General features: G+C 68.8%; 14 protein-coding genes. All 14 read right to left on the bottom strand.

The window, feature by feature from the left end:
• Positions 1–76: 76 nt before the first annotated feature.
• Entirely contained in the window at positions 77–3,415 is a 3,339-nt protein-coding gene (locus tag WKB25_RS13085; RefSeq protein ID WP_340571120.1) for an ankyrin repeat domain-containing protein, read from the bottom strand.
• The gene (locus WKB25_RS13080) at positions 3,408–3,668 is read right to left on the bottom strand and encodes a YcgL domain-containing protein (protein ID WP_340571143.1); all 261 of its coding nucleotides are present in this window, start codon (positions 3,666–3,668) and stop codon (positions 3,408–3,410) included. The genes WKB25_RS13085 and WKB25_RS13080 overlap by 8 nt, the downstream gene beginning before the upstream one ends.
• A 159-nt stretch (positions 3,669–3,827) precedes the next feature.
• Positions 3,828–4,268, bottom strand: coding sequence for a hypothetical protein (locus WKB25_RS13075; protein ID WP_025877987.1), 441 nt, complete (start codon positions 4,266–4,268; stop codon positions 3,828–3,830).
• Positions 4,269–4,305: 37 nt separating this feature from the next.
• The gene (locus WKB25_RS13070) at positions 4,306–5,544 is read right to left on the bottom strand and encodes a beta-ketoacyl-ACP synthase (RefSeq protein ID WP_340571118.1); all 1,239 of its coding nucleotides are present in this window, start codon (positions 5,542–5,544) and stop codon (positions 4,306–4,308) included.
• Positions 5,544–6,275: a 3-ketoacyl-ACP reductase FabG2 gene (locus WKB25_RS13065; RefSeq protein WP_340571117.1), complete on the bottom strand. Its 732-nt coding sequence runs from the start codon at positions 6,273–6,275 to the stop codon at positions 5,544–5,546. The genes WKB25_RS13070 and WKB25_RS13065 overlap by 1 nt, the downstream gene beginning before the upstream one ends.
• Positions 6,272–6,730, bottom strand: coding sequence for a hypothetical protein (locus WKB25_RS13060; RefSeq protein ID WP_340571116.1), 459 nt, complete (start codon positions 6,728–6,730; stop codon positions 6,272–6,274). The genes WKB25_RS13065 and WKB25_RS13060 overlap by 4 nt, the downstream gene beginning before the upstream one ends.
• Entirely contained in the window at positions 6,727–7,914 is a 1,188-nt protein-coding gene (locus WKB25_RS13055) for a beta-ketoacyl-[acyl-carrier-protein] synthase family protein (protein WP_340571114.1), read from the bottom strand. Before WKB25_RS13055 ends, WKB25_RS13060 begins: the two co-directional genes overlap by 4 nt.
• The gene (locus WKB25_RS13050; protein ID WP_340571113.1) at positions 7,911–8,465 is read right to left on the bottom strand and encodes a DUF3261 domain-containing protein; all 555 of its coding nucleotides are present in this window, start codon (positions 8,463–8,465) and stop codon (positions 7,911–7,913) included. Before WKB25_RS13050 ends, WKB25_RS13055 begins: the two co-directional genes overlap by 4 nt.
• A complete protein-coding gene (locus WKB25_RS13045; RefSeq protein WP_340571112.1) occupies positions 8,453–9,727 on the bottom strand; it encodes an NAD(P)/FAD-dependent oxidoreductase in 1,275 nt (424 codons plus the stop codon). Before WKB25_RS13045 ends, WKB25_RS13050 begins: the two co-directional genes overlap by 13 nt.
• 62 nt (positions 9,728–9,789) lie before the next feature.
• Positions 9,790–12,135 carry an MMPL family transporter gene (locus WKB25_RS13040; RefSeq protein WP_340571111.1) on the bottom strand — a complete coding sequence of 782 codons (2,346 nt, stop codon included), beginning with the start codon at positions 12,133–12,135 and terminating at the stop codon, positions 9,790–9,792.
• On the bottom strand, positions 12,128–12,757 hold the full coding sequence (locus WKB25_RS13035; RefSeq protein ID WP_340571110.1) for an outer membrane lipoprotein carrier protein LolA: 630 nt from the start codon (positions 12,755–12,757) through the stop codon (positions 12,128–12,130). Before WKB25_RS13035 ends, WKB25_RS13040 begins: the two co-directional genes overlap by 8 nt.
• A complete protein-coding gene (locus WKB25_RS13030; RefSeq protein ID WP_033832524.1) occupies positions 12,754–13,185 on the bottom strand; it encodes an acyl-CoA thioesterase in 432 nt (143 codons plus the stop codon). Before WKB25_RS13030 ends, WKB25_RS13035 begins: the two co-directional genes overlap by 4 nt.
• Complete coding sequence (locus WKB25_RS13025) at positions 13,172–14,722, bottom strand: aromatic amino acid ammonia-lyase (protein WP_340571109.1); 1,551 nt, start codon at positions 14,720–14,722, stop codon at positions 13,172–13,174. Before WKB25_RS13025 ends, WKB25_RS13030 begins: the two co-directional genes overlap by 14 nt.
• Entirely contained in the window at positions 14,712–15,653 is a 942-nt protein-coding gene (locus WKB25_RS13020; protein WP_340571108.1) for an acyltransferase, read from the bottom strand. The genes WKB25_RS13025 and WKB25_RS13020 overlap by 11 nt, the downstream gene beginning before the upstream one ends.
• Position 15,654: the final 1 nt, after the last annotated feature.

Here is a 15,654-nt window from a genome sequence, read left to right as displayed (position 1 = left end):
CATCCACGCATGGCGTGGATCTACTGAAGGCATCCTGCCGACCAACGGTCGGCACCCTCCCTATGGAGTGCGACCTTCAGCCGTTGTCGCGCAGGAACCTGGCCATCGACGATACGCCCGGTACGCGCGGCTCGAACTCGGCGGCGACGTCGATGAAACCGCGCATCACCGCGATCTCGCGCGGGCTGCGGTTCAAGCCATCGCGCGCTTCCGGATCGGCACCGGCGCGCAGCAGGCGCTGCACCAGCAGCGGCAACCCGTGCAGGGCGGCCAGGTGCAACGGGCCGAAGCCCCGCGGATCGCGCACGTCCAGGCTCACGTCTTCATCCAGCAGGCGCTCGACAGCGGCCATCACCACCTGCTCGTCGCAGGCGGTGCCCGGTTCGGCGCGCGCGCCCATCAGCAACAGCAGCGGCGTGACCGCACCGGCGGCGGCCTGGTCCGGCTCCGCACCGGCCAGCAGCAGGGTGTCGAGCAGCGCCAGCAGGCGCGAACGGTCGCGCGCACTGAAGCCATACAGGGCGGCGCAGTGCAGCGGCGCCAGCTGCTGGGCATCGCCGGCATGCACGTCGGCACCGGCGGTGAGCAGGCGCGCCACGATGTCCGGCAGGCCCAGCGCCGAGGCCAGCATCAGCACGGTGACCCCGCCTGGCAGGCGGTGTTCGAGCTGCGCCCCGGCATCGAGCAGGGCCGAGACGATATCGACCTGGCGCATGCTGACCGCCGCCGACAACGGCGTCGCACCACTGGCAGCGGCATGCTGCGGATCGGCGCCGCGCGCCAGCAGCAGGTCGACCACGGCCAGATGGCCACCACCTGCAGCACGCAGCAGCGCGGTGCAGCCCTGCGCATCGACGGCGTCGATGGCAAAGCCCAGATCATTCAAACGACGCACGGCATCGACGTCACCGGCCATCGCGGCGGCCGGCAGATCGCCTTCGCGCAGGGTCCTGCGCGGCAGCGGCCAGACCCGCCAGTCCAGCCAGTCGGCCAGATCGCGACGACCGATCGACAGCGCCACGCCCAGCGGCGTCTGCCCATCGGCAGCACGCGCTTCTGGCGAGGCACCGTGCTGCACCAGCAGCTTCAGAGCACTTTCGCGCGCCAGTGCGGTGGCCAGATGCAGCGCGGTCATGCCATGGCTGTCGCGTGCTTCACGGTCCACGCCGGTCGTGAGCAGGGCCTGCTGCAGGCGCAGCCACCCCAGGCGCACCGCCAGTGACAATGGCGGATCACCGGCGGGCGAGGCGGCAAACGGGTCGGCGCCGCGTTCCAGCAGTTCCAGTGCCAGCTGTTCCAGGCCACGCGCTGCCTGGTCGTGCTGCGCACAGGCGGCCAGGAAACGCGCCAGGCCACCACGGCCGGCCGGCGACAGGCCATGCTGCAGCATCACCTGCAGGGCCGGCACGGCATCGATGCCACGCGACAGCAGCGCGAACATCGGTGTATCGGCACAGGCGTCACGCACGTACGGATCGGCACCATGGGCGAGCAGCCAGTCGACAGCGCGCGGCTCCAGCGCCAGCTCCGGATCGAGCAGCAGGCCACCCAGTTCTTCCGGCTGGCACAACCTGGCCAGCGCGGCCATGCCATCGGTATTGCCGAACCCCAGCGCCTCGCGCAGCAGGGTCAACGGCGGGCGATCGGGCAGCAGGCCGCTGGCACTGGCCGTCTCACCGCGCTCGGCCAGGCCATCGCTGACGGCGGCGGGCAACGGGTAGGACGGGTCCAGCAGGGCGACGATCGCCCAGCGACCGGCTTCGGCGGCGTAGTCCACCGCGCGCCGGCCGGCCGGATCGCTACCGTCGGCCGCGATGCCCAGTTCCAGCAGGCGCTTGATCAACAGCGGCGAAACGTCCTCGGCCATCGTTGCCAGCAGCACCGCGTTGCGACCGTCAGTGTCGACTGCAACCAGGTCCGGTTTGTGCGGCAGCAGGTGTTCGACCACGGCGGCGCGGCCGGCGCGGGCTGCTTCCAGCCACGGGGTACGGCCCAGTGCGTCGCGCGCTTCCAGGTTGGCACCGGCGGCAAGCAGCACACCGATGATGTCCACGTGGCCGGCCAGTGCCGCTTCATGCAGTGCGCTGCGGCGCTGGCGGTCACGCGCGTCAGCACGTGCCTTGTGCTTGAGCAGCAGCTGCACGCCGGCCGGATCATCGTCCTCGGTGGCGGCCGCGGCCAGCAGCACCGGAGTGCCGTCGGCCGGTTCGCTGCGGGCGCCGCGCTCCAGCAGGAAGCGCGCCAGGCGCCAGTTGCCGACCTGGCAGGCCACCGCCAGCGGCGACCAGCCATCACGGTTCAGTGCGTCGACTTCAGCGGCCGCGTCACGCAGCAGCGCAGCTACGCCGGGGTCGGAACTGCGGGCGGCATGGTGCAGGGGCGTATTGCCCTCGCTGTCGGTGGCGCGCGAATCGGCACCGTTGGCCAGCAGGGTCATCACCGCTTCCGGACGCCCATGCCAGCTGTCGCGGGTGGCGGCCAGCAGCGGGGTCATGCCGCGATGCGGCGCGTTCACATCGACGCCGCGGCCGATCAGCTCACGCAGCAGGCGCAGGTCCGGCAGGACGGCGGCGAGCACCGCCAGGCTGCGCTGGTCGCGCCAGTTCGGGTCAGGCAGGGAATACGGATCGGCGCCGGCCTGCAGCAGTTGCAGCGCACGGTCGATGCGGCCGTGGCGTGCGGCTTCGTACAGGGCCGGGGTCAGCTCCTGCGGCGCCAGAGCTTCCAGCGGCGTGGTGTCCACCACCGCGCTGAACAGCGTTTCGCGATCGACCGGCAGTTCAGCGCCAACCGTGCTGCGCAGCGACACCAGCGGCGCCGGTGCAATGCGCTGCAGCAACAGGTGCAGCAGCGGCGACAGCAGCAGCACCGCCAGTGCCGACGGCCAACGCGCGCTTTCCGGCAGCAGCTCCGGCCAGGTCGGCAGTACCACCAGTGCCGCCAGTGCCATCACCAGTGCCGCCACGCCAAGGCCACGCCAAGCACTGAGGTCTCGACCAGCCAGCGCCTGCCAATGCTGGGCCAGGCCACCATCGAGACGCTCGACATCGTTCCACAGCGGCCAGGTGCGCCAGGCCGCCAACAGGCCCGCACTGACCAGCACGCTCAGGCCCAGCACCGCGGCCAGGCTGCCGCTGTCGCGCAGCGCGGCCAGTGGCCAGGCCAACAGCAGGGCCAGCAGCAACGGGGCGGCGGTCCACAGCGCCAGCAGAGCCGGCAGGTCCTGGCGGGCGATCACCTTCGGCGGCAGCAGCGCGCGGCTGCGCCGCCACCACGAGATTCCCAGCGCGAACGCCGGTTGGGCCAGCGCCGCCAGCACCGCGCCGGGCAGGCCACCCAGCGCCGATCCCAGCGCCAGCAGGGCGCCGAGGATGAAGGCCAGCGACAGGGCGCGGGATCGGGAAAGCTCAGTCATAGTGGCGCAGCATCATGCTGCTCACCGACGGCGGCACCTGCAGGTAGAACCCGCGCTCGGTCAGTTCGCTGCGCACCTTGGCCGGGTCCGCCTGGGCCAGCTTGCGCTGCGCGTCCAGGGTCACTTCCAGCACGAAGACGAGCGGACCCAACGACGCCGACAGCGGCGCAGGCAAAGCGCTGAAGTCATCGCGTCGGGCGAGATAGACGTAGGTGTCCGGCTTGAGTTGGCTTTTATAGACGTAGGCGTGCATGTCCACGGGACGATAACCCGGGAAGAGCCGTGATTGTGTCGGAAAGCCGACACCGGGGAAAGCCGTCACGCGACGATGGCGGCGCGATCGACGGCGTTTCCCCGGTGAGGTTCAGCAATGTGGCGACGCCGTTCAGGCTGCGCCACCGGTCAGCAGCGCTTACTTGACCTTGGCGTAGGTGCCCTTCAAGGCCACGCCGGCGACGAAGGTGCCAGCCCAGCACTCGTAGTTGGTCGCGCTCTTGAACTCGTTCTTCTTGTAGTAGCTGACGATGTCGACCACGGCGTTGGCGCCGCGCGACTTGGCACCGTCCTGCAGGGCCAGCAGCGCCGACAGGGCCACCCAGTTGCAGGCCTCGACGTCGCTCTTGTTGGCGGCGTTGGTCTTCTTGTTGGTCACGTCTTCGCCCAGGCGCTGCTGCACGCTGACCGGCTGGCCGGCCAGGTAGAAGCGCACGCTGCCGTCGATGCCGGCATCTTTGGCGGCCTGCGAACTGATCAGTTCGCGCAAGGACTGTTCGACGCGGGTATCGCGCGCCGAAGCGGTGGAAGTCAGGGCCAGCAGCGCGGTGGCAGTGGCAATCAGCAGGGTGCGGCGCATCGGAACGTCTCCTTGTTGAGGTGCAGGTACGGCGGGATCACGCGCTCCAGCGGCGGAACACCAGCGAGGTGTTGATGCCGCCGAAGGCGAAGTTGTTGCTCATCACGTACTCGGCCTGCAGCTCGCGGCCTTGCCCGGTGATGAAGTCGAGCTGGCCGCAACGCGGGTCCACCTCGACCAGGTTCAGGGTGGGCGCGAACCAGCCGGCGCGCATCATCTCGATGCTCATCCAGGCTTCGAACGCACCGCAACCGCCCAGCATGTGGCCGACGTAGCTCTTCAACGAGCTGATCGGCACGCGGCTGCCGAACACCTGGGCGGTGGCCTGGGTCTCGGCGATGTCGCCGTGGTCAGTGGCCGTGCCGTGGGCGTTCACGTAGTCGATCTGCGCAGGTTGCAGGCCGGCGTCTTCCAGCGCCAGGCGCATGGCCTGGGCCATGGTGTCGGCGCTGGGCTGGGTGACGTGCTGGCCGTCGCTGTTGGTGCCGTAGCCCACGATCTCGGCAAGGATGGCCGCGCCGCGTGCCTGCGCGTGCTCCAGATCCTCCAGGATCAGCGTGCAGGCACCCTCGCCCAGCACCAGGCCATCGCGGCCGGCATCGAACGGACGCGGGGTGGTGTGCGGCGCGTCGTTGCGCGTGCTGGTGGCGAACAGGGTGTCGAACACTGCCGCAGCAGTGGCGTCGAGCTGTTCGGCGCCACCGGCCACCATCACCGTCTGCTTGCCGCTGCGGATCGCTTCGTAGCCGGCACCCACGCCCTGGCTGCCCGACGTACAGGCGCTGGAGGTGGTGTAGACACGCCCGGACAAGCCGAAGAACACGCCGATGTTGACCGGCGCGGTGTGGCTCATCATCTTCAGGTAGGTGGTGGCGCTGATGCCGTCGGTGGTGAACTCATGCAGCATGCGGCCGAATTCGCCGGTGGCCTCGTGGCTGCCCGACGATGAGCCGTAGGCCACGCCGGTGCGGCCACTGCGCAGCACCGGGTGCTCGAACAGGCCTGCCTCACGCAGGGCGACCTCGGTGGCGCGCACCGACATGATCGCGACCTTGCCCATCGAGCGGGTGGTCTTGCGGTTGTAGTTCGGCGGCAGCTCATAGTCCTGCGCCGGCGCGGCAAGCTTGGTGTTCAGGCCCGCATATACATCCCATTCCGGCATCGAACGCACCGCGTTGCGGCAGCTGCGCAGATGGGCCTGGATGGTCGGCCAGTCATGGCCGAGCGGACTGATGGCGGCGGCACCGGTGACCACCACGCGACGATCGGCGGCCATCAGATCATCCCTCCGTTGACCGAGATCACCTGGCGGGTGATGTAGCCGGCCGGCTCGGACAGCAGGAATGCAACCGTGGCCGCCACTTCCTCGGGACGGCCGACGCGGCCGGCCGGGATCAGCTTCAATGCGTGTTCGACCACTTCTTCGTTGAGCATGTCGGTCTCGATCAGGCCCGGGGCCACGCAGTTGACGGTGATCTGGCGGCTGGCCAGTTCCAGCGCCAATGCCTTGCTGGCACCGATGATGCCGGCCTTGGCTGCACTGTAATTGACCTGGCCACGGTTGCCGGCCACGCCGGACACCGAGGACAGGGTGACGATGCGGCCGGGCTTGCGCCGCCGCACCATCGGCATGATCAGCGGATGCAGCACGTTGTAGAAGCCGTCCAGGTTGGTGTGGATCACCTGGTCCCAGTCGTCCTCGGACAGTGCCGGGAAGGCGCCGTCACGGGCGATGCCGGCATTGCACACCACACCGTAATAGGCGCCATGTGCCTCCACGTCCGCCTCCAGCGCGGCGCGCGCGGCGACACGGTCGGCCACGTCGAAGACCAGCACGCGGGCCTGCTGCCCCAGTGCCTGGATCTCGTCGGCCACTGCCTGTGCTTCTTGCACACGGCTGCGGCAATGCCCCACCACGTCGAAGCCATCGCGCGCGATACGCAGCGCAATGGCCCGGCCGATGCCCCGGCTCGCGCCGGTCACCAGCACGCTTCGATTTCCTGTCATGCCTGTCCACTCTCCAGATAGGCCATCGAGTCGGCCGGTTCGAACACCGACACGTTGGCAACCGCCCATTCTTCCTCGCCTGCCAGGATGCGGCAGGCGAACATCCCTAATCCATTGTCGCCCAACAGTTCGCAACGCGCCTGTACCTGCAGGCGGGTGCCGCTGGGGAAACTGCTGCGCGTGCTGCTGTAGCGCCGGCTGCCGAGCAGGAAGCCCAGCTGCGGCGGGTTGCCGGCCGTGCGCGCGCGGCAACCGGCCCAGGCCGCGATGGCCTGGGCCATGTATTCGATGCCGACCCAGGCCGGGACGGCACCGTCTTCGATGAACAGGCCGGCTTCGGGCACCACCAGTTCCGCCTCGATGCTGTCCTGGTCCCAGCGCAGGATGCGGTCCAGCAGGCTCATGTCCTGGCGGTGCGGCACCACCTCTTCAATGGCATACAGCGGCAAGTTCATCGGCGCTCCAGTGCCAGCACGGCATTGCTGCCGCCGAAGGCGAACGAATTGCTCAGCACCCGCCGCGGCAGCTGCGGCAGGAAGGTCGCGGGCGCTACCAGCGGCAACGCCGGCAGCGCCGGATCGGCCACGCCGTCCCACCAGTGCGGCGGCAGTTGCTGCTGCGGATTCTCGGCCAGCAGGATCCAGCACAGCGCCGCTTCGATCGCACCGGACGCACCCAGCGTGTGGCCGGTCAGTGGCTTGGTCGAACTGGCGGGCACATCGGTGCCCAGCACCTGCGCCACCGCCAGGCTTTCCATCGCGTCGTTGTGGCCGGTCGCAGTGCCATGCAGGTTCACATAGTCCACTTCCGAAGCTGCCCAGCCCGCGCGCTGCAACGCCTGCTGCAGGGCATCGATGGCGCCCAGGCCCTGCGGATCCGGTGCGGACATATGGTGCGCGTCGGCCGACTCACCCCAACCCGCCAGGCTGACCGGACCCGGTTCGCGGGTCAGCAGGAACAGCGCAGCGCCCTCGCCGATGTTGATCCCGCAGCGATGCTGCGAGAACGGATTGCAGCGTACGGCGGAGACCGATTCGAGTGCGCTGAATCCAGCCACGGTGAACCGGCACAGGGAATCGGCACCACCGGCGATGACCGCATCGACGACGCCCGAACGCAGCATGCGCGCGGCCGACATCAACGCCTTGGCGCTGGACGAACAGGCCGTGGACAGCGTCCAGGCCGGGCCCAGCGCACCACTGCGCGTTCGCACGAACTGCGCGGCGGTGCCCATTTCCTGCTGTGCGTAGTCGAACCCTTCGGGCCAATGGCCGTGTTCGGCGCGGGTACGCAGCGCCTGTTCGGATTCACCGATGCCCGAGGTACTGGTGCCCAGCACCACGGCCACGCGCTCGGCACCGTAACGGCTGATGGCATCGGCAACGGCCGGCGCGATCTGCGCCAGGGCCACGTCCAGCAGTGCGTTGTTGCGTCCCCGCAGGGACACCGGCAGTGCTTCCAGCGTCGGCAACGGGCTGTGCACTTCGCCCAGCGCCAGGGTGCGACCTGGCAGCAGGGTGGCGTTGTCGCTCAGCCCGCTGGGCGCATCAGCGAACAGCGCAGAAGCGACCGCCGCGCGGCCCTCGCCCAGTGCGCAGACCACGCCGAGGTCGTTCAGGAAAATGGGCGCGCTCTTCATTGCTGGCCGGCCATGTCGATCGATTCGATGCGCAGCGTGTAGCCCTCGGCGCGGTTGTCCAGCTGCACGCTGCGATCGTCCAGGCGCTGCAGCTGCAGCCACACCTGGCCATCGCGCGAGAGGCTGCGCTGGTGGCCGTCATCGCTCACCTGCCAGCCGGTCGGCAGCGCGGCGGCAATCGCGGCGGTGGGCCACAGCGCGAACTGCAGATCGTCCAGCACGCGCTCGGCACGCACCTGTGGCGGCAGCCAGGGCGCACGCTGCTGGGTCAGCTGCTGGCCATCCCACTGCAGGCGCACGCCGGTCTGGCCCATCGCCTGCACGGCCAGCTGCACCTGCTGTGCATCCGCTTCCAGCAGCGCATCGAGGTCGCGCTCATGGCTGCCGAAACGGAAATGCAGCTGCTGCTGCAGCGCCAGCGGCGCCGGCAGGCTGGCCGGCGACAGACGCAGCGGCGGCAGTTCAACCAGCGGGCGCGGCATGCGGCTGGCACAGGCGGCCAGCAGCAGGCACAGCAGTACCGCGGCGAAGCGGACGATCAGGCGCTGCACAGTTCCTCCAGCACGCGCATGCGGCGGCCGCTGGGGTCGGCCACGTACGGGTTGTTGGTGTCCCAGGCGTAACCGGCCAGGATGGAGCAGATCATGTCGCGCACCTGCGGTTGTTGGTCAGGGTGGTAGATGATCTTCTGGAAGCCGCCCTGGTACCAGCTTTCGACGAAGCGGCGGAAGGTTTTCACGCCGGCACGCAGCGGAATCGAGAAGTCGCGTTCCCAGTCGACCGTTTCACCCGCGTAGCGGCGCTTCAGGCATTCGCTGGCCAGCTGCGCGGATTTGAACGCGATGGTGACGCCGGAGGAGAACACCGGATCGAGGAACTCGCCGGCGTTGCCCAGCAGCGCATAGCCAGGGCCCCACAGCGAGCTGACATTGGCCGAATAGCCGGTGATGCGGCGCACCGGCAGCACCGCCCACTCCGCGTTGGCCAGCAGCGAGGTCAGGTTCGGGTCCTCGCCGACGATGGCCTGCAGCTTCTGCAGGTCGTCGCCTTCGTAGCGTTCGAAGAATGACGGCTCGGCAACCACGCCCAGCGAGCAGCAACCGTTGGAGAACGGGATCGTCCAGTACCAGACGTCGATATGCTCGGGATGGGTGGTGATCAGGATCTTGTTGCGGTCGAAATCCGCTTCGGCCGGGATGTTGTCACGCACGTGGCAGAAAATCGCGCCGCGCACCGGGAAATTGGACGGCGATTCCAGGTTCAGCAGGCGCGGCAGCAGGCGCGCGAAGCCGGAGGCGTCGAGGATGAAATCGGCTTCGATGCGGTACTCGCTGCCATCCGGGCGACGCACGCTCACCACCGGCTGTTCGCCCGGCTCGACCGCCAGCACTTCATCGCCGAAGCGCAGGGTCGCACCCATGCGCTCGGCGCCACGCGCCAGCACGTTGTCGAAGTCGGCGCGCTGCACCTGGTAGGTGGTGCCCCAGCCCGGCGAGAACTTCCTGCGGAAATCGAAGGCGGTGCGCGCTTCACCGTGGACGAAGGCCGCGCCGTTCTTGTACTGGAAGCCCGCCTCGACCACGTCCTGCAGCAGGCCCGCCGCTTCGATGTACTCCATGCTCTGCGGCAGCAGGCTCTCGCCGATGGAGAAGCGCGGGAACTGCTGGCGCTCCAGCATCAGCACCTGGCGACCCTGCTGGCGCAGCATCGCCGCAGCCACCGAACCGGCCGGGCCGGCGCCGATGATCAGGATTTCGGTACGTTCCACGTCTCCGTGGCTGGAAGAATCAGCGGCATCCACAGCAGTAGTCATCGGTGCGTCCTTGTTGCTCGATCAGGTGGAAAAGTGGAGGAATCGGAATGCAGCGTGTCTGCTCAGGCCGGCTGCGCGTCATGCGGTGGCGGCCGGAACAGCGGCGAGATCAGCCAGACCAGGCCGATGCCGAACAGCAGGGTGAGCCCGAACGCGCGCAGCGCCGGTGTCTGCGAAAGACCCAGCAGGCCGAACGACAGCCAGGTGCTGGCCGCGCCCACGCACACCGCCAGCCAGGCACTGGCATCGCCGCGGTGCTCGATCAGGAAGATGCCGTAGTCGATGCCCATGCCCAGCAGCAGCATCAGTGCCAGCACGTTGAACAGCTGCAGCGGCTGACCGAACAGGCCCAGCAGGCCCAGGGTGAGCGCACCGGCCACCAGGGTGGGGGCGAACACGCGCCAGGCCTGGCGCCGATAGCGCAGCCACAGGGCGCCGAACACCAGCACGATGCCAACCAGCAGCAGGCCGCCCATCAGCTTGCGGTAATGGCCCAGCAGCTGCGAGAAATCAGCGGTGCGGTCGATCCAGCGCACGCCGTCCAGGCCTTCGGCAGCGCCACGCAGGGTGGCCAGCGCATCGGCACGCGACAGGTCATCGACCATCACCACGCTGATCATCTGCCCGCCTACGTTGCCGACCCACAGGTGGCGGAACGGCTGCGAGGCCGGTGAGGCAAGGAAGGCCTCGGCGTTCAGCGGCGCCGTTGCGAATGCAGGGCGCTGCAGGGGCTCGCCCACCGCTTCACCGACCGCGGCCAACACACCCGGTTCCACCCGGGCGGTCAGCGCCGCATCGGCCTGCTGCCGCGCAGGCGACGGCAGCCAGTCGCTGATCGCACGGTATCCGCCGATGCGCTTGTCGTTGGTCAGTTCACGCAGGCGCGTGGTCAGCGCTTCTTCGCGCTGCAGCAGTTGTGCGGCATCGCGGCCCTGCACCAGGTAGAACTGCGCCGGGCTGGGCATGCCCAGCAGCTGGCTGAGGCGGATCTGCTGGGCCATCAACGCCGGCGGCGACGACTGCAGGCTGCGCAGGTCGTCGTTGCTCTGCAGGCGGGCGATGCCGACGGCCGACACCAGCGCGGCAACGCCGATGAAGATCGCCACCGGGCGACGCCCGTGCAGGCGCGGGAAACGCTCCAGCGTATTGCCGAGCCACCGCGCGAAGCGGGTGGTACGGATCTCGCCACCGTCCAGCCACGGGAACCAGAAGATCACCGTGAGGAAGGCAGCGGCCAGACCGACTACCGAGAACAACGCCATCTGCCGCAGGCCGGGGAACGGCGCCAGGCCCAGTGCCAGGTAGGCCAGCGCACTGGTCAGCAGGGCAAGCCACAGGCCCGGCAGCAGACGCCGCAGCAGCTTCCAGCGGCGGTCGGCCGGCTCGGCCTGGCGCGAAGCGAACCAGTGGATGCCGTAGTCCTCGGCCACACCGACCAGCGAGGCACCGAACACCAGGGTCAGCACATGCACCTTGTCGAACACCAGCACGGTCACCGCCAGCGCCACGCCGCAACCGATCAGCAGCGAGGCGGCAACCAGCAGGATCGGCCGCAGCGAGCGGAATGCCAGCCACACCAGCAGCAACACCGCGGCCAGCGAGCCCCAGCCGATGGTGTTGATCTCCTGGTTGGCCTGCACGGCGGCGGCTTCGGCATGCAACGGCACGCCGGCATGCAGGATCTCCAGATCCGGCGCAGCGGCCTTGGCCGCCTCTCCGGCGCGTTCGAGCAGGCCATCGAGATGGCGCTCGCCATCGAGCCTGAAGGCCGAGCCCGGCGTATCGAACTGCAGCGCCGCCCAGTGCTTGCCTTCGGCCTCGAGCAGGCCGTCATCGCCCAGGCGCAGACCGGAGCCCTGGGCCTGCTGCTGCCACCACTGCGGCCACAGCGACAGCGGATCCTGCCGCCACTCGGTCAGGCGCGGCGCGCCCATCGGACCGTACAGCGCGCCCAGCGCCTGTTCGGCCAACGCAGCGGGTTCGGCCTGCTGCAGCTGCTCGCGCTGGGCCGGGGTCAGCAGGCGGTCGCGGTACGGTGCGTAGAACGCACGCGCGTCATCGAACCAGCCTTCGATCGAACCACTGGGCACCAGCAGCGCGCTGTCGGCATCACTGGCCATCGCCGCGGCGAACGCGTCCTGCGCGCGCTTGGCTGCAGCACCGTCGGTACTGCCGAGCAGCACCACCACCTGCCGCGAACTGCCATCGGCGATGCGCCGGGTGACATCGCTGAGCAGGCGGTCGTGCGCGTCCTGCGGCAGCAGGGCGAGGATGTCGGTGTCGATCCGCGACTCCTGGCTCCACAGGCGCCACTGCTGCGCACCCAGCACCAGCAACAACAGCAGCCAGGCGATGCCCAGCCAGTGCCACCAGCGGCGCAGGCGATCCGGTGCGGCGCTGTCACTCAAAGCGGCGTGCCTCGTCGGCGTTCAGCGTGGCCGGCGCCTCGCTCAGCGCAGTGAACTGGATGCGGGTGTGATCCTGGTTGGCTTCGATGATCTCGACCTGGCGCACGTAACGGTCGCCCTGCAGCGTCAGCGACTGGAACGCCTTGGCCAGCATCGCCGACTTCGGCGTCAGCTTCAGGCGCCAGCCCTGCCCTTCACGGGTGGCCTCGACGTTGAACTGGCTGGACAGTGCCTGCACGTCGCCGCTCATCAACGCGAACATGATCGCGTTGACCGAGCGCATCGCCGGCTGCTGGCGCGCGTCCAGTTCGACGCGGGTGCTGCCATCGCGCTGGCGGCTGAGAATGCGGTCGGCAGTGACCACCACCTCCGACGGGAACGGCTTGAGCGTGGACCAGATCACCCCATGCTTGCGCGCGACCACGAACTGGCCCTGCGAGCGCAGCGGGTTCTTGAAGCCGCTGACCTGCTTTTCCTGGGTGAACTGCCCACGCAGCACGTCCGGTCGGGCGACGGCCTGGGTGATGGCATCGACGGCGGGATCGGCAGCTTGCAGCAGCGGCGCGGCAACCAGCAGCAGCGCGCACAGCAGCATGCGCGGAAGACGAAGGGATCGGATCACGGGGCAGGCACTCCAAGACGCTGCCACAGCACCGGCGGGCACTGGTACAGCATTTCCTTGCTGGCCGCGTCGACCGCGACCTGGATGGTCATCGCGCGGGTCAGCACCTGGCCGCTTTCCGCATCGAGGATCTCGTATTCGATCTTCAGCCGGTTCTCCCACTCGACGATGCGCGAGCGCACGCGCAGCGCCTGCCCGAACAGCAGCGGCCGCACGTACTTCACCCGCGCGTCGACCACCGGCCACAGGTAGCCTGATTCGAGCATCTGCGGATAGTCGTAGTCGTAGCGCTTCAGCAACGCGCAGCGCGCGATCTCGAAGTACTTGAAGTAGTTGCCATGCCAGACCACGTTCATCGGGTCGCAGTCATGGAATGCGGGGGCCAGCTCGATTTCGCCGACCAGTTCGTTGCCTTCATTCACCGACATACAGCTCCCAGCGTTGCGCGCGGATCTCCACCAGCAGTTCCCGCAGCTCGCGATCCAGCGCGCGGTCTTCTTCGACCAGGGCGATGCGCTGCCCCAGGTCGGCGTACATGTCGGCCAGACTGCCATGCAGCTGCGCGTTCATGCCAACCCGTTCGCGCAGCGCCAGGCCCTGGCGGGCAGCGATCAGCATCGCGGCCACCACCTGTTCAGTCAGTTCGATCACGCGCAGGCAGTCGCGCGCAGCGATGGTGCCCATGCTGACCTTGTCCTGGTTGTGGCATTCGGTGGAACGCGAGAACACCGAGGCCGGCATGGTCTGCTTCAGTGCCTCGGCGGTCCATGCGGAAACGCTGATCTGCAGCGCCTTCAGGCCATGGTTGATCGCCGCGCGCGGGCCGGTGGCGGCCGACAGGTTGGCCGGCAGCCCATGGTTGTAGCGGGCATCGACCACCAGTGCCAGCTGCCGGTCGAGCAGGTCGGCGATGTTGGCCACGGTGTTCTTCAGCGTGTCCATCGCCAGCGCGATATGGCCGCCGTAGAAGTGGCCACCGTGCAGGATGCGCTCGCCGTCGGCATCGATCAGCGGGTTGTCGTTGGCGCTGTTCAGCTCGGTTTCGATCAGCTGGCGCAGGAACGGCAGGGTATCTTCCAGAACGCCGATCACATGCGGCGCGCAGCGCAGCGAGTAGCGGTCCTGCAGGCGCTGCTCGTTGCGCGGCGGGCGCTCGCTGTGCAGGTCGCTGCGCAGGCGCGCGGCAATGCGCGACTGCCCCGGGTGCGGCTTGGCGGCAAACAGGGTCTCATCGAAGTGGTGCGCGTTGCCGTCGCTGGACAGCACGTTGAACGCGGTCAGGCGCGTGGCCATGCGCGCCAGGTAATCGGCGCGCTGCCAGGCCAGGCAGGCCAGGCCGGTCATCACCGCCGTGCCGTTCATGATCGCCAGGCCTTCCTTCGGCCGCAGCTTCAGCGGGGTCATGCCGATCTTCGCCAGTACCTCGGCAGCTGGCTGCACGCGGCCGTCGTGCAGCACCTCGCGTTCGCCACACAGCACGGCTGCCACGTACGACAGCGGGGTCAGGTCGCCACTGGCGCCCACCGAGCCTTCGGCGGGAATCAATGGCAGCACATCGTGCTGCAGCAGCGTAGCTAGGCCTTCCAGCAACGGCACGCTGACGCCGGACATGCCGCGCACCAGCGAGGCCAGGCGCGCGGCCAGCACGGCGCGGGTCTCGGCCGGGTCCAGGTAACGGCCCAGGCCGCAGCCATGGTAGGTGTACAGGTGGTGCGGCAGCTCGGCGACCAGTGCCGGCGGAATGTTCACCGTGCACGAATCGCCGTAGCCGGTGGTCACCCCGTAGATGACGCCATCCTCGCGCAGCAGGCGATCGAGGAAGTCGGCACCACGCTGGATATGGGCGCGGAATGCCGGCACGTCGCTCAGTGCAGCCTCGGATCTGCGCTGGGCCAGGGCGACCACGTCTTCGATGGTCAACGGTGCTTCGCCGAAACGGCACACGGGTACGGCGTCAATCGTCATGAGGAGCCTGATCCCAGAAGGGGAAGAAATTGAACCAGTCCAGCGGGGACTGGATGACCTGGAGTTCCAGCCAGTGCGCGAAGCGCTGCGCCTGTTCGGCCAGTGCGGCATCGCGCGAGCCGCGCGGCAGCATCACGCGCTCGGCGAACTGTTCGAATGCCACCCGATAGCCGTCGCCCTGGTGCAGGCACGACATCGTGTAGACCGGGCAGCCCAGCGCGGCCGCCAGCACGTAAGCGCCGATCGGGAACGGCGCACGGTGGCCGAGGAAATCGGCCATCACGCTGCGCCCGCCCTGTACCGGCACGCGGTCGCCGACGATGGCAACGAAGCCACCCGAGGCGACCTTGTCGGCCAGCAGCATCGCCGTGGCCGGGCCCATTTCGGTGACCTGCACCAGCTCCACCGCAGCCAGCGGGTCGAGCCGCTGCAGCAGGCGGTTGAAGCGCTGCGCGTGCGCGGTGTGCACCAGCACGGTGATGCGGAACCCCGGCACCTGCTCGGCCAGCACTTGGCACAGTTCCAGGCAGCCAATGTGCGCGGTCAGGATCAGGCCGCCTTCGCGGCGCGCGATCTTGCCCAGCACCAGATCGCGCTGCAGGCGGATGCGTTCGGGCGGATAGCGGCCACCGAGGCCGAGGATCTTGTCCAGCATCGTGTCGGCGAAACTGAAGAAGTGGCGCAGGCTGTCGCGCCGGGTGGGGGCATGACCAAGCGCACCGGTATGCGCCTGCAACCGCTGCAGGTACTGCATCGAGGCCTGGCGGCCGACGCGGTTGCCCAGCCAATGGCAGGCCACCACCGGCCACACGCAGAGGTGGAACGGCCAGCGCCCGAACCAGCGGTGCACCCAGCACAGGAACAGCACGCCGGCCACCGACGTGGACTCGCCGATATCGGCCCAGTGCGGGGCGTTCTGCGCGCGGCCCATC

The sequence above is a fragment of the Stenotrophomonas sp. G106K1 genome (assembly GCF_037969685.1).
In the GTDB taxonomy this organism is placed as follows: domain Bacteria; phylum Pseudomonadota; class Gammaproteobacteria; order Xanthomonadales; family Xanthomonadaceae; genus Stenotrophomonas; species Stenotrophomonas lactitubi.
This window is presented reverse-complemented; position numbering and strand designations above follow the sequence as displayed.